The 14376-nt window shown below is 61.7% G+C and carries 16 protein-coding genes; 2 read left to right on the plus strand and 14 right to left on the minus strand.

The window, feature by feature from the left end:
* Nucleotide 1 precedes the first annotated feature (1 nt).
* From ACYVKQ_RS10030 to ACYVKQ_RS10055, 6 genes are all read right to left on the minus strand, one after another.
* On the minus strand, nt 2-1147 hold the full coding sequence (locus tag ACYVKQ_RS10030; protein WP_460578020.1) for an efflux RND transporter periplasmic adaptor subunit: 1146 nt from the start codon (nt 1145-1147) through the stop codon (nt 2-4).
* Nucleotides 1131-1745, minus strand: a complete 615-nt coding sequence (locus ACYVKQ_RS10035) for a hypothetical protein (RefSeq protein ID WP_460578021.1) — start codon at nt 1743-1745, stop codon at nt 1131-1133. Before ACYVKQ_RS10035 ends, ACYVKQ_RS10030 begins: the two co-directional genes overlap by 17 nt.
* A 1-nt stretch (nt 1746) precedes the next feature.
* A complete protein-coding gene (locus ACYVKQ_RS10040; RefSeq protein ID WP_460578022.1) occupies nt 1747-2985 on the minus strand; it encodes a TolC family protein in 1239 nt (412 codons plus the stop codon).
* A 95-nt stretch (nt 2986-3080) separates the two neighbouring features.
* A complete protein-coding gene (locus ACYVKQ_RS10045) occupies nt 3081-3623 on the minus strand; it encodes a heavy metal-binding domain-containing protein (RefSeq protein ID WP_460578023.1) in 543 nt (180 codons plus the stop codon).
* Nucleotides 3624-3653: 30 nt separating this feature from the next.
* Complete coding sequence (locus ACYVKQ_RS10050; RefSeq protein WP_460578024.1) at nt 3654-4601, minus strand: heavy metal-binding domain-containing protein; 948 nt, start codon at nt 4599-4601, stop codon at nt 3654-3656.
* Nucleotides 4602-4925: 324 nt separating this feature from the next.
* Complete coding sequence (locus ACYVKQ_RS10055; RefSeq protein WP_460578025.1) at nt 4926-5381, minus strand: hypothetical protein; 456 nt, start codon at nt 5379-5381, stop codon at nt 4926-4928.
* Nucleotides 5382-5789: 408 nt separating this feature from the next.
* On the opposite strand from ACYVKQ_RS10055, the gene ACYVKQ_RS10060 reads away from it, so the two are divergent.
* The gene (locus ACYVKQ_RS10060; RefSeq protein ID WP_460578026.1) at nt 5790-8063 is read left to right on the plus strand and encodes a heavy metal translocating P-type ATPase; all 2274 of its coding nucleotides are present in this window, start codon (nt 5790-5792) and stop codon (nt 8061-8063) included.
* Nucleotides 8064-8069: 6 nt separating this feature from the next.
* Complete coding sequence (locus tag ACYVKQ_RS10065) at nt 8070-8447, plus strand: cupredoxin domain-containing protein (protein ID WP_460578027.1); 378 nt, start codon at nt 8070-8072, stop codon at nt 8445-8447.
* A 337-nt stretch (nt 8448-8784) separates the two neighbouring features.
* On the opposite strand, the gene ACYVKQ_RS10070 is transcribed toward ACYVKQ_RS10065, so the two are convergent.
* Genes ACYVKQ_RS10070 through ACYVKQ_RS10105 form a run of 8 tightly spaced genes read right to left on the minus strand, consistent with a single transcriptional unit; the run spans nt 8785 to nt 14372 of the window.
* Nucleotides 8785-10125, minus strand: coding sequence for a tyrosine-type recombinase/integrase (locus ACYVKQ_RS10070; RefSeq protein WP_460578028.1), 1341 nt, complete (start codon nt 10123-10125; stop codon nt 8785-8787).
* A gap of 4 nt (nt 10126-10129) precedes the next feature.
* Complete coding sequence (locus ACYVKQ_RS10075; protein ID WP_460578029.1) at nt 10130-10729, minus strand: nitroreductase family protein; 600 nt, start codon at nt 10727-10729, stop codon at nt 10130-10132.
* A 55-nt stretch (nt 10730-10784) separates the two neighbouring features.
* Entirely contained in the window at nt 10785-11390 is a 606-nt protein-coding gene (locus ACYVKQ_RS10080; RefSeq protein ID WP_460578030.1) for an adenine nucleotide alpha hydrolase family protein, read from the minus strand.
* The gene (locus ACYVKQ_RS10085) at nt 11387-12586 is read right to left on the minus strand and encodes a PfkB family carbohydrate kinase (RefSeq protein WP_460578031.1); all 1200 of its coding nucleotides are present in this window, start codon (nt 12584-12586) and stop codon (nt 11387-11389) included. Before ACYVKQ_RS10085 ends, ACYVKQ_RS10080 begins: the two co-directional genes overlap by 4 nt.
* Before the next feature lie 11 nt (nt 12587-12597).
* A complete protein-coding gene (locus ACYVKQ_RS10090; protein ID WP_460578032.1) occupies nt 12598-12951 on the minus strand; it encodes a hypothetical protein in 354 nt (117 codons plus the stop codon).
* A 44-nt stretch (nt 12952-12995) separates the two neighbouring features.
* Nucleotides 12996-13448, minus strand: coding sequence for a hypothetical protein (locus tag ACYVKQ_RS10095; RefSeq protein WP_460578033.1), 453 nt, complete (start codon nt 13446-13448; stop codon nt 12996-12998).
* Between the two features lie 51 nt (nt 13449-13499).
* Nucleotides 13500-14069: a hypothetical protein gene (locus tag ACYVKQ_RS10100; protein ID WP_460578034.1), complete on the minus strand. Its 570-nt coding sequence runs from the start codon at nt 14067-14069 to the stop codon at nt 13500-13502.
* A gap of 60 nt (nt 14070-14129) precedes the next feature.
* Nucleotides 14130-14372 carry a DUF3606 domain-containing protein gene (locus tag ACYVKQ_RS10105; protein ID WP_460578035.1) on the minus strand — a complete coding sequence of 81 codons (243 nt, stop codon included), beginning with the start codon at nt 14370-14372 and terminating at the stop codon, nt 14130-14132.
* Nucleotides 14373-14376 lie beyond the last annotated feature (4 nt).

Consider the following 14376-nt stretch of genomic DNA (forward strand, 5'->3'; position numbering starts at 1 on the left):
CCTACTGATTCAGGTAGATGGATTTGAGCTGGTAGGTGCCCTGGGTTACCACGCGGTCATTTTCGTTGACCTCGCCCTGCACCAGTACGGTTTGCTGGCCGTTCACGGCGCCGGGCTGCACGTAGCGGATCTTGAAGTGCTCGGGCTCGGTGTGCACAAACACCACGGGCTTGCCGTTCAGGTCGGTCACGGCCGCGGTGGGCACCACCAGCTGTTTGCGGCCCTGCTCGCCTTGGCCTAGCACCTGCACGTTCACGGCCTGGCCGGGGCGGTAGGCACTGCCCTCGGTGGCGTCGAGCTCCAGAATGAGTTGGCGGGCCTGATTCACGGGATTTACCACGTTGCTGAACACCACCAGCCGGGCCGGCACCCCTGCCTGGCCCTGCAGGCCCTCCACCCGAAACCGGGCGCCGGGCGTCACCTTGGCCAGGTCCTGAGCAAACACCTGGGCTTCCACGCGCAGCTTGCCGGGGTTGATAACGCGGAACAGCTCGTCGCCCTGGTTTACCTGCTGGCCCACGGCCAGGTTGAATACGTCCACGGTGCCGCTCACGGGCGAGGTAATGGTGGTACGCCGTTGCTGGCCCTGCCCGTTAAGAATGGCCGCGTTCTGCCGGGCTTGGCGCAGGCGCAGCTCGGCGGCCACCACGTCCTTGCGGGCCGCTATATCGGCAATGCTTTGCAGGCGGGCGTAGTCCTGCTGAGCGGCGCGCAGTTCGGCCTGGGCGTTGGCGCGCTCGGTGCTCAGCCCGATTTGCTGGGTAGCGTCCAGGGTTTGCTCGATGACGGCCAGCGGCTGACCGGCCCGCACCGCTTGCCCTACCTGGGCCGAGAGGCTTACCACCCGGCCGGTTTGGGGCACCACAATGCGGCCTTCGCCGCCGGCCGCGGCCGACACGGTGCCGTAGAGCGTGGCGCGGCTGTAGGAAGCGGAGTAGGTCGCCAGCGCAGTGCGCACCTGAAACAGAAACTGGCTTTCCTTGGGCAGCAGCACCTCGTCGGCGAGGGCCGTGCCGGTGCTGGCTTTGGCCGCTTCGCCGTGGTCTTCGCCGCCGTGGCCAAACACGGCCGCCGGGGGCGGCAGCAATACCGTCAGCACGAGGCCGGCGGCCGCCGAAGCAGTCAGGAATTTATGCGCGGTTTTCATACACGGGAGACGTTGGGGTGGATACCGGGGGTACGGCGCGGCGTCGGCGCAACAGCAGCGCCGTGAGGCCGATGCCCAGGGCAAAGGCCCCAATGAGGGCCAGCACGACTTTCCAGGAAGCGAATAGCGACGAACCCGCGGCTGGCTCGGCGGCCGCCACGGGCAGTTTCTCGCCCACCCGGATGCCTTCGAGCAGCAGCAGATCGGCCCGCTCCCCGGCCACCACGTTCAGGGCAAAGCTGTAGGGCTTGTTGGCCGGAAACTCGCCCTCCACCAAGTAGATGCCCGGCTCCTGTTCCGTCACGGCCCACTTCAGGTTGGCGTCTTCGGGATTGGTGAGGGTAAGCTTGGCGCCCTTAATGGGGGCATTGGTGACGTAGTCGGAGAGAAACAGGCGCAGGTCGGCCGGCTCGCCGCCTTCCAGCGGCTCGAAGCGCAGCAGCACTTCAAACTGCTCCGACAGTGCCGCCACGGAAAAGCTGGTGGCGCCGGCCGGGGTAGAGGCCTTGGCCTCGTCGCCGTGGTCTTCGCCCCCGTGGGCACGGGCCGCGCCGCTCAGCAGCAGGAGGCCCAGCAACAGGATCAGGAGGTGTTTCATGTTAGTCGCCCCGCAGGTAAGTGAGTTCCACCAGGGCCTGACGGTAGTCGCGGATGGTGGTCAGGTAGGTGTTCTGGATGGTGAAGGCCTGGTTCAAACTCTGAATCAGCACCAGGTAGCTGATTTCGCCGGCCCGAAACAGGCGCTGCGACTGGCTGATGATGGCCCGCGACTGGGGCAGGCCGGTTTGCTCGTAGTAGCCCAGCGAAGCGGCAAACTTGCGCGAGTCGGCCAGGGCCTGCTGGTATTGGGTGCTAAGCTCCAGGCGTTGGGTCTGGAGCTGGTAACTGGCCGCCTGGCTGCGGGCCGTGGCCGCCTGCAGCTGCGCGCCGTAGGTCCAAAACCAGATGGGCACCGACACGCCGAACTGAAAGCGGTACCGGATGGGCGAGTTTTCAAAGCCCTGGTTCTGATAGCCCAGGGTAAGCGCCGGCGTGCGCCGGGCCCGCACCAGGCTGATGCCCGACTGGCTCAGGGCCACGTTCTGGGTGGCCACCGCCAGCGTGGGGCTGCGCACTAGGGCCGTGCTGTCGTCGGAGGGCAGGCCGCTGAGCAGGGAGCTGCCCGCCTGGGCCAGCTCGGGGCCGCTGCGGCGCAAATCGGTGCTGGTGGTCAGCACGTCATCGGGCCGCCCCAGCAGCAAGCCCAGCCGCCGCCGGGCAGCGCTCAGGTCGGCTTCGGCCTGCTGCCGCTGCACGGTTACCTGCCGGGCCTCGGCATCGGTGCTGATGCGCTGCAGGGAGGTGACTTCGCCGGCGGCATACAGCCGCTCCGTGGCCACGCGCAGGACCTGAAACAGGCTGTCCTGGTAGGTCAGCTGCCGCACCTGGGCTTCGGCAAACTGCAAGGTGAGGTAAGCCAGCCGCGTGTCGCGCAGCACGGTGGCGCGGCTCACGTCGCGGTTGCGCTCGGCCAGGGTCACGCCCGCTTCGGCTACCTGGCGCTGGCGTCGGTACACATTGGGCAGGTCGATGGTCTGGACCACGCCCGGCGCCCACATTTCGCCGGTGGGAGCCGCCCACAGAAAATCCGGATTGGCCGGCGCGAAGCTGCCCCGCTTAAGGGCGCGCTGCTCGGCTATTTCCTGCTCACTCTGCCGCAGCCGCGGGTGGCGGCGCAGGCTTTGGGCTTCGGCGCTGTCGAGGCTGATGGGCGTTTGGGCCTGGCCCGCGCTGCCGCTCAGCAGCAAGGTCAGCAGGGCCAGCCAGCCCAGGAGTACATGCATTCCAGGGTACTTCATAGCATCAGGGGAAAGCCGCCCCCGGGGCCGCCCGGTGCAGGCAGCACCGAGCGGCTAGGGCGGAGCCGGGCACTCAGCGCCCGGCCAACGGGCACTTACGACTTCTTCACCAGGGCCATGCCGCACTTGGGGCAGCTGCCGGGCTTGTCGCTGGCACTACCTGCGCAGTTCATGGGACAGGCGTAGCTCAGGGCTTTGGCTTTGGCGGCGGTACTGGCCAGCTTGTCGAAGCGGGCGTTGATGGTCTCGGTGCCGCGACGCAGCGTGATGATGGCCGTGGTGGGCGTGGCCCCAGCCGGCAGCTGGGCGCGCAGCTGATTGTCGCCGAAGGCAGCCAGCTTCACGGTGGTCGTCTTGCCGCCCTGCTGCAGCATGGCCGTGCCCGTGAGGCCTTTGTTGGACTGGCTCTGCTCTTTGTCGTCGAGCAGGTACACGGTCATCTGGCCGCCCTTGAGCAGCAGCTCCACGTGATACTTGCCCGCGGTGCGTACGATGCCGCCGTGGGGGGCTGCGTGGGCGTGGGTTTCGCCGGCGGCGTTGTGGCCGTGAGCCGCCGCGCCGGGCTTGTGGCCGTGCTGGGCTGAGAGAGAAAGGGGAGCGGCCAGCAGCAGGGCGGCGAGCAATTGCAAAAGCTTCATGGGAGGGAGCAAAAAGTAAGTGCGAGGGATTTAGGCCTTCACGTTGATGGTGAAGTCGCCGGTGCGAATCTGGCCGCCGTGGTTGAACTGCAGGAAGACGCGGTAGAGGCCGGGCTTTTCGAAGCTGGTACCGAAGCCAATGGCGGGTCCTTTGTCGGCCTGGTCGTTGGGATGCACGTGCAGGTACTGCTCGGTGTCTTCGCTGATAACGACCACGTGGCCCAGCGCGCCGAGGTAGTTCTCCAGGTCGGTGACGGGCTGGCCGCCTTTGGTGATGTTGATTTTCATGCCCAGCAGCTGGCCTACTTTCAGGTCTTTGTCAAAGGACAGGGTGGCCTGGTAGCCGTCCTTTTCCCACTGCATGTCGTCGTTTTTGAACTTCACCGGGGCGTAAGCGGGGCCTTTTACCGTGAGGGGCTGGCGGCCCAGCTGGTGGCCGGCGCCGGTGGGCGTGTAGTCCTGAAACAGCACGTACTCGCCGCCCTTGGGGAACGTGTATTTCACCTTGTAGTCGCCGTCGGCAGTGTACTCCGGGTGCTCGTGGTAGAACTGCCCCAGGTCTTTGCTGACGATGATCAGGTGAATCTTCTTTTCGTGCACCACATCCAGCGGCACGGGTACCGCGGTGTTGCCCGCGTCCAGGGGCTTGAAGGCCAGCGTGGTGGGCTGGCCGGCGGTAGGCTGAGCCGGCGTGGCTACCAGCTGCATCTGGTAGGTCTTGCCGTTGCCCACGTTGTCGTTGTGCTCCAGGTTCATGCCGCATTTGGGGCACTTTTCGCCAGCCTTGGTGCTGGTTACCTCGGGGTGCATGGGGCAGGCGTAGGTGTGCCCGCCGGCGTGCTCAGCCGTGCCTTCGGCCGAACCGTTGGTCGGCGTCGTCACGGTATTGGTGTCGCTGCCGGAATCGGTATCCGACGAACAGCTGGTGGCGGTAAGCAGGCCGGCGAGGGCCAGCAGGGAAAGAGGAAGGCGGTACATGCGAAAAGAAATCGGGGTTGAACAGAAGAGGGAAAGGCCACCGCCCGCAGGTGCCGGCTCATGGATTGCCGTTGTTGCCGGGGCACGGTACCAGGCACGGCGCCACCACAGCGCGAGGGCCGGAAAGCGGGCGGCGAGAGGGTTTCGATGGATAGAGGTACCCGTTTCCCGGCCACCGCGCTGTGGTGGCAGGCAAGGACTCCAAGCAAACAGGGGAAGCGGGGGCGCACCGCCAAGGCGCTGGGCAGCAGGTACGCCAACGCCAAGGCCCGCCCCGGGACATAGCACAGCTATGCCAGGGCGAGCCTTGGCGCGTCAACGGAATCAGACCGTCAGGGACCGAATGAAAATCCGGATGTCAGGGATTTTGGGCGGCAGGTGCTTGCGCGGCACCAGCACCACCGAACGGGAACGGTCCCAGCGACCTGCGGCTGGCCGGAAGAAAAAATCCGACGCTACCGGCAATAGGGCCGGAGCCGGCGCGAGCAGCTGCTTTTCGCCGGGCGTCGCGAGCGACTTAAAAACGGCTGCCGAGTTGTCCTTGCAGCAGTCGTGCGAACCAGCCGATTTGCCCGGCTTGGATTCCGACTTCTGCTGCGCATGCTTGGCGTTGGCCGGCGCCGGTTGCTTGGTGGCGTGGCCGTGGCAGCCCGCATGCGTGGGCTTGCCCACGGGGGGCAAGGTCTTGGGCACCGGCGCCGCCACTACCGGGTTGATGACCGCGCACCAGCACTGTCCTACGAACACATTGACGAAGACGAGCAGAAAGCTCGTCGCCAACAGTCGTCGGAAAGGGAACAGGCTACGGAACATAACGGGAGGGAGGCTGCCGCAAAAATAGGCTTCTTCCGCATGAAAGAAGACGGGTCCTGTACAGCAGTAGCCAAGAAAGGGTTTCCCAACGAGGAACCCTTACCTGCCCATCGCTCAGAAAATGCGCGTCCAGATCCGGGGAAAACGGCTTTAGGCCTGAACGGCAGCCCGGCAGGCGGAGCTTAGGGGGCCAAATTATATAACCCCCAAGTCGAATTTTATAAACTACCACGCGCTGGGGCAGGGCGGAATTATGCAAGTCTGAGGACGGATTCCGTACCAACTTCGGTCGGTAGCGGCCGTTCCTTTGTAGGGTGCTAAACGGCTCGATCAGGACCTTGTACGAGCGTTCAGCGCCAGCCGTCAATTCCTGCCATGGAGCCTACCACAAAAACCGAAACCCTCGACATTGAAGGCATGACCTGCGCCTCCTGCGCGGCCTTCGTGGAGAAATCCTTATCCCGCACACCCGGCGTGCAGCGGGCCATGGTCAACTTGGCCACCGAGAAAGCCACGGTGGAATACGAGCCCACCCAAGCCTCGCCGGCCACGCTGAAAGCAGCCGTCGTCAAGGCCGGCTACGGGGTGGCAGAGCGGGCACCGGCCACCAGCGCGGCGGACCGGCAGGCCGAACTCGATCGGCAAAAGGCACTGGCGTACCTGAAGCTCAAGCGGCGGTTCGGGGTGGCCGCCGCGCTGGCAGTTGTCATCATGCCGCTGAGCATGCTCATGCTGTGGCCCGCCCTGATGCAGCGCGTGAACATGCAGGTGCTGAACTACGTCCTGCTGCTGCTCACCCTGCCGGTGCTGCTGTACAGCGGCCGCGAGTTCTACGCTTCGGCCTGGAACGGCTTCAAGCACCGGGCCGCCAACATGGATACCCTGATTGCCGTGGGCACCGGCGCGGCCTTTCTCTACAGCCTGGCCGCCACCGTGGCGCCGGGCTGGTTTATGCACCGCGGCCTGATGCCCGAGGTCTATTACGACACCACCGCTACCATCATTGCCCTCATCTTGTTGGGTAAAGTGCTGGAAATGCGCGCCAAGACCCGCACCTCGGCGGCCATCAAGGCGCTGATGGGCCTGCGGGCCAAAACCGCCCGCGTGGTGCGCCCTAACGGGCAAGAGATGGACGTGCCCATCGAGCAGGTGCAACTGGGCGACGTGGTGATGGTGCGCCCCGGTGAGAAAGTGGCGACGGATGGGGTGATTGAAGAAGGCCACTCGGCCGTGGACGAGGCCATGCTCACCGGGGAAAGCCTGCCCGTCGAGAAGAAAGCCGGCGACCCGGTGTTTGGCGCTACGCTGAACAAGACGGGCTCCTTTCGTTTCCGCGTCACCAAGGTGGGGGCCGACACCCTGCTCGCGCAGATCGTGCAGCTGGTGGAAGACGCGCAGGGCAGCCGCGCGCCCATTCAGCGGTTGGCCGACCAAGTCAGCGCCGTCTTTGTGCCCACGGTCGTGGTCATTGCCATTCTCACCTTCGTGCTCTGGTTTGACCTGGCACCCGTGGAGGCCCGCTTGCCGCTGGCCTTGGTCAACTTCGTGGCCGTGCTCATCATCGCCTGCCCCTGCGCGCTGGGCCTGGCCACGCCCACGGCCATCATGGTGAGCACCGGCAAGGGCGCCGAGCACGGCGTGCTCATCCGCAACGCCGAGGCCCTGGAAAAAGCCCACCGGGTCAATACCGTGTTACTCGACAAAACGGGCACCATCACCCGCGGCGAGCCGGCCGTGACGGACGTGGTACCCATCCCGGGCCAGGACACGGCCCAGCTGCTGGCGGTAGCGGCGGCCGTCGAGCGACAGAGCGAGCATCCGCTGGCCGAAGCAATCGTGCGCCACGCCGACGCGCAACAGGCGCCCGCGCGTTCCGCAGCCGGGTTTCAGGCCGTGGAAGGCAAGGGCGCTGCTGCCACCGTCGACGGCCAGCCAGTGCTCATCGGCAACGCTCGTCTGCTGGCGGAAGCAAGCATAAGCCTGCCTGTTGCCTTGCAAGCACAAGCCGAAGCGCTGCTGGCCCAGGCCAAAACAGTGCTCTACGTAGCCATCGGTGGGCAAGCGGCAGGACTGATCGGGGTGGCCGATACCGTGCGCGAAACGTCGGCGGCCGCCATCCAACGGCTGCAGACCCTGGGCCTGGAGGTGGTAATGATGACCGGCGACAACCCGCAGACGGCGGCCCAGGTGGCCGCTCAGGTAGGCATCACGCGCTACTTCGCCGAGGTGTTGCCCCAGGACAAAGCCGGCAAGGTGAAGCAGTTGCAGGCGGAAGGCCGCACCGTCGCCATGGTCGGCGACGGCATCAATGATGCGCCGGCCCTCGCCCAGGCCGATGTCGGACTGGCCATGGGTGGGGGAACCGACGTAGCCATGGAAGCGGCCGGCATCACCCTCATGCGCTCCGACCTGAACGGGGTTGTCACGGCCATTGCCCTGAGCCGGCAGACTATCCGGACCGTCAAGCAAAACCTGTTTTTTGCTTTCGTCTACAATACGCTGGGAATTCCCGTCGCCGCGGGGCTGCTCTATCCCTTCTTCGGCGTGCTGCTCTCGCCCATGCTCGCGGCCGGGGCCATGGCCCTGAGCTCGGTGTCGGTTCTGACCAACTCGCTGCGCCTGCGTGGCTTTTCCCCGCTCAAAAGCTAAACCGTTATGGATACCGCCGAAATCTTTGTGACGCTGGCTGGGGTCGGCTTGGCCGCCTTCGTCCTTTGGTACTTCTTCTTGGCGGCCCGCCAACCGGTCCGCGCCGCGTCCTCGTCGAGCGGGGTGCAGCAGGTGGACATCACCGTGCAGAGCGGCTACGCGCCCGACGTGATTGAGGTGGAGTGCGGCACGCCCGTGCGGCTGAGCTTTTACCGCGACGAGGAGAACAGCTGCTCCGAAGAACTGCTCCTGCCCGCCTTCCGCATCCGCCGCGACCTGCCCGCCTTCCAAACCACCCACATCGACCTGCTGCCCGATAAGCCAGGGCGCTACGAGTTTACCTGCGGCATGGGCATGCTGCGCGGCCACTTGGTGGTCAAGTAATGCCCACGGGTACGGAGCCGGCGGCCTGCTGCGATACTTTTCAGTGTCCATGGAGCTGTCGGCCTTTTTCCGGGGTCCAGAGCCCGGTTGAACCGCTCGGCGCCTGTAGGTACTCTCCGGTCTACCAACCGGGATATTTAGAAAAGAAAAACCCTCTCTGCGCTGTGCAAAGAGGGTTTTTTGTGGTCGCGCCAGGACTTAGCAGAGGGGTAGAGGTTCCCAAGGGTTCCTACGCAATCCGGGCGGGCGACGTGTGCAGGCGGTTGCCAGGGAGCGGGTGGGAACCGCCGGGAAGGCGTTGCCCCCAAATCTGCCACCCGTTTTTGCCACCCTTTTTTCAGGCCACGTGCCGGCGCAAGCCCGGCGACTTGCGCACGAACTCCTGCAGCAGCTTCAAGGTGTCCACGCCCACGTAGTGGTTGAACGCCTTCTCGGTGGTGTGGCCGGTGGCCTGCATCACCAGGCGCTGCGGCACGCCCTGGTAGAGCTTCAGCGTGACGAAGGTCTTGCGGCCGATCTTGGTCGTGAGCGAGAGGCGCTTGATGCCGGCCAGCTCCTGCACGACCTTGAGAAAGTCGTTGACGCGGTAGCACTTGGGCACGAGCAGGGTGCCGCCGGTGCGCGCCTCGTACTTGCGGGCCAGCGCCACCAGGTGAAACAGCTCGTCGTCGTAGAAGGGAATGTAGCAGAGATGCTGGTTTTTGCCGGCGCGCAGGTGAATCAGCTGGTCCTGCTTGACGTGCTGCCAGCTGAGCAGGTCCGCGTCGCTGATGCGCAGGCCGGTGTAGACGCACTCCAGCAGTTTGTCGCGGGCCAGCTCCACGTTGGCCGCCCACTGCTGAAAGCTCCAGCGGGCCGCGTCGTTGCCCTTCTCGTGGGTGGCGCCCCGCAGCTCCAGCAGCCGCTGCTGCACCTCGGCGGATGCAAAGTCCAGGGCCTGCAGGCGGCGCAGCTCCGCTTCGGTCAGCGCGTCGACGCCCACGTACACCGAGGGGGCCACGAACTTGCGGTAGCGGCGGTTCACAGCCAGGTCCTGCTCCTCGCACCAGGTCAGGAAGGTGCGCAGCCGGCTGATGTGCTTGCCGAAGGTGTTCAGCTCCTGGCCCAAGTCTTCGAGCACGTAGCGGCGGAACGCGTCGTAGAACTCGGGGTTCATGCCCGCCAGGGTCGGCTCCTGGCCGGTGGCTTGAGCAAACTGCTCGAAGCGGTGCTGGGTGGAGCGCAGCGCCTCGATGGTGCGCGGCGGAATGGGCCGGTAGGTGCGCGGGTTGACCTTCTGCTCGTATTCCTCGATCCAGCGGCTCATGAGCTGAAAGAACTCGGGCCGTTCATCCGCGGGCTCTGCGGGTGGGGGAGCTACCGCATCCTCCTGGGGCTTGAGGACGGCCTCCACGGCGGCCAGCAGCTCGTCTTCCGTCAGGCGCCGGCGCTGCTGCTCAGCCGCGTCCTGGGCCAGCTCGGCGGCGTTCTGGATGGCGTCCAGCTTGGGGTTAATCTGGGCGTAGTAGGAGCCTTTGATGGCTTTTACCCGGCTGTCGTCCGCGTCCCAGTGCTCGGGCCGGCACTTCTCGCCGCTGAAGACGCGCACGCGGTGACCCGCCCAGCAGATGGTGATTTGGATGGGGGCAAAGCCTTTCTTGGTAAGCTTGTCCTTGCGCAGCTGGCGGGTTATTTCCATTGGCTCAGCGTGAGCCAATAATACAACCGCCAACTCCCAAAATGGACGAGTTATCGGTTAAAGCCCGGAGTTCATTATTTCCCAAAACACCCAATGCGCAACAGTTTAGGCGGAGTGCTTCCGCTATCAGATACATCGACGCGATGAGCGCCCCAGCATCCCGCCAAATCAGGCTTATTTCGTTTTGGTATTTGGCACTGACCTTTTCGGGGCGAGCTGCATACCATATCATAACTCCCGACTCGGGATTTAGAACGGCTTCCGTGTATGTCAGGAAGGCATTAAGTCGATCATCCGAAATGTCTAGCAGGCATAGAGCATGCGCGACCGGGTCGTAGAGGCTGACCGTTCGCTCCACTGGAGAGATGATCAGTAAATCTATTGGGTGGATGCCGCCCGCAGAGGGTACATACCGGTGCTGGCAAAAAATAGCATCTGGGCCTTGGCTCATGGTAAGTGCCTTCGCGCTATACCATAAGAAATCGGCCAACTTCTCGTCTGCAATTTGCTTAAAACGACGTCGTGAAGCACGTGCGCCAAGCACCTTGAAGAACGATTTTTGACTCCGCGGCTCTGCTGGCGGGGGCAAATAAAATTTGTCCACAATGTGGTACTTGCCCCCGCCAACAACTGATTTTATGACAGTTCGAGGTTTTGGGTCAGCTAGAAGTTGAGTCAGACCCATACAGTTCGTGCATTACGTTTCGGTACTTGTTGCATCCCCGGCAGTTACCACAAGCATAGTCTGATTTGTGGCAGGAGTGGGCCCAAAATAACAGCTCTTCGGGGATTTGTGCCTGCCTAACCAACTCGGTAGAGGTCATTCCAATTGCAGGGGCACTTACCGTCAGATGACCCTCTTGGTAGGAGACGACATCATTCATCATGCGCACAAATTCCGGGGTGCCATCCTTGTGGAAGCCGTCATTGGCCACGGTTCCAATAAGAATTTCCGTCACCCCTAAGTCGATGGCCTTCATTGCACAAGCTGTTAGCAATAACTGATTACGATATGGCCACCACTCCGAGGCAGGAGCGAACGGGTTTGGGGCCTTGCCGGACAAGTCACCGGAGCCAATAGCTTCGCAATTGATCCTTAGCAAATGATGGTCGATTCCCAACTGCTGGGTGATTTGCGTGGCAGCGCGCAACTCACCCTGGTACGGCAACTGTCCGTAGTCGATGGTAATGGCTAGCTCGGGTTTCAACCAATAGGAAAGCGCTATTGAATCAATGCCCCCAGACAGTAGTATTGCTCGTTTCACGTCAACCAGTTCAGCGTGTATATGGCCGTCGAGAAGTCAGAGCAGATAACGCAGCCGGTCCCCTGCAGCATCTTAAGGTTTTCGGCCGTTTCATTTTGCACAAAAGCTACCACGGGGATGCCTTTTGCACGAGCATAGCCCAATTCGAAGAGAGTACCGGAATCGAGCCCGTCGACAATGGCAAAGACAGCGTCGGACTTATCGAGGGCTTGGATGTCTAGCGGGACAACGTCGTCCGCTAAGCCGTGGCCTACATCATGCAGTGGTGAGAACACAGTGTTACCCGTCTGCCGGAGGGATAGCCGACTCTCGTTGATCAGCCACCTTTCTGCCATGGTGAAGAATGGCCCAGCGAGGTAGACATATTTGGGCGTGCGCTTCTCAGAAGACAGCGGAGTTATCCCCAAAGATTGAAAATCCTCTGCCTCACTGGGGATATGCAGGCTCAGCGTTTGACAGTAGTAAGCTGTGGCACGTGACGCAAGGTCTGCCGCCTTATCAGGAGCAAGTTGCTGGTCCATCCAGTAATAGGCAAACGCGGCCGAGAAGACGTCACCTGAGCCAATGGGCCACACTGCCGCCGTTTTATAAGCGGGAACTGTCTTTTTTTGCGAGGCTTCAAACACCGTAGCGCCGGCAGCTCCCTGCTTAACTACTACTACTTCGGCTCCTCTGGCCAAAAGCGCCTGGCCAATCGAATCTACTTCCTCTTGACCAGTGAGCAGCCTCCCCTCCCCAAGGTTAAGGATAACAGCCAAATGCTGGGCAGTAGAGCCATTCTGTTCGAAGTGGGCCGGGTTGTTTGGAGATTGAGGGTCGTATACAACATACTCGCCGTGCACCACGGCATTCCCTTCCAACATGCCGAAACGAAGCAAGTGCTGTGCTGTGACACCCAGGTCATGCCGTTGCTCAACAAGCCGCTCTACGGATGGGTAAATGTAGGGCGTGGCGAGAGGATGAGTATACTCGAACCGGACGGTAGTTGCTATACGCTCGCTCTCAGAGTCTAGGTGTAGTGCTTTGGATTTGAAGGCCAATTCGCGCTGCTCATCAGCACCCACCAGCGTGACATATCGTGCTGCGCCCGCGAAATGGGAAATGACCTCAGCAGCGCGTAGCCCTGAACCATAAAGTTCATCCCAGTGCGGCTCGTGACAGATTTCGCGGTACGTACCGCCAACTACAGTTAGCATGTGTACAGGCTTTATTGGTGACGAATAGTTACGGTGCACCTGCCAGAAGCAACATCTTCCACTATGGCGACATAGTCATTGCCAGCTTCTATACAGGCGATAACATCTTCAATATCAGAGATGATTCGCCCGCAAACAACGCCGCCAGGTGATACTATCTCTAATGCCGTCCCGCGTGATTCAACCAAAAGTCGGTCTCCTTTTTTTAGCGCACCTAGGGCTACCGGATTAGGTGACGAGAGTGCCTTGCGCTTGAAAAGAAGCAGGCAAGCATCTGCACTCATACCACCGCCACCGCCATTTCCGCCGCCACTACCACCGCCAATACCTCCACCACCATTGCCACCGCCACCAGAACCAGACATCGTATTAAAATTTAATGTGAGAAAAGAAGAATTGCCAAAAAGAGTTACCGAATGGAGTAATCCGCACCGGTAATGTCGTATTGAACCGTCGCCGCGTCGGCAGGGGTATTGAATTTGTGCTTGAGTCTGACGGAGCCGCCGGGCTGCAAAAACTCATAAATCACCACGTCTTGCTCGCTGAGCGGCGTTCCGGTTTTGGAGGCGAAGACAACGTGCAGTACCAGGTCTTTGTAGGTGGCTACGGAAGCAGAGCTGGTTACTACTCCCTCGATAACGGTTTGGCCAATAAGATTACCGCGGTTGCTAAGACCGTTGTAGTTAATAAACCTTGCCCAGCCACGGCCTTCTTGCTGGCCAAGCAACTGGCGCTGTTCAGCGTAGGTCAACTGACGCTCAGCCACAGAGGCTGTGGCTGTTGGATCGGAGTAGAAGCTGTCAGTGCCAGACCGGGTACAGGAAGCCAGTAGAAGTGATGAAAAAAGTAAAATGTGCCTCATGGGGAAAGGAAACTTAATGTAGCAGTGCTTTTCGAGGGCTGGTGATAGGAGTTACAAATCAGCGCCAGCCTTTTGGGCGGCCTTTTCCTCATCAACTCGCTGCCGCTCCAGCATGCTCCTGCTGAATAGGTAGATGGTGGCATTGTTGCTGACCGAGTTTTCTTCGTAATTCATCACTACCCGGTCACCTACCCACGAGTATTCTTCTATGTACTCGTTGTCTTGTTCGCCGGGGCCATACAGGCCCTGAAAAGCTGCCAGTACGCCACGGCTATTTAGATAGCCTTTGGTGTCGAGGCGGATACTACTCAGCTGACCGCGGTAGAAGTAGTAAAGAATACGTGATACCTGGAAGTTGCCAACCTTCTTGGAATCGGTTACGCGGGTATAAACTCGCATGCCGCCTTTGCTTTCAAGCAGGGCCAAGCCTTTGACAGATGCAACGGTGGTTCCAAACTTCAAGTCCCGGAAGCCATACTTGGTATCGAGCTTGGTCAGGCCAGCAAGCTTGGCATCATCAGCGGCATCTGCAAATGACGTTTCGACGGAGTCGCGCCACGTTTGTGCATGAAGGCAAATGGATGAAAAGAAGAGTGCTGCAATAAGTATCGCTTTGCGCATGCATCACGGTAGTTAATGCCCCTCCACCAGTACCGGCTGGTGGAGGGGCTGGGTAAAAGGTTAGTGGCCTGCTATGTACCGGCGGACTTTATCCGCCATAACGCCTACAGCTTCTACAGCCGCACGAAGCTGCGCCTCGCTGCAGTTGAATTCACGGCACCAGTAGCGGCGCTCGTGCGGTTCGTTCACATTGACCCGGGCTCTATCGGCCGGGCCGCGATTGGTTAAATCGTCAGGCATGGTAAGAAAAATGGAAATAATGGGAGCGAAGACCGTGTCGCTTCCTAGCACGTAAAAAGTCACAGCA

The organism is Hymenobacter coalescens (assembly GCF_054783195.1).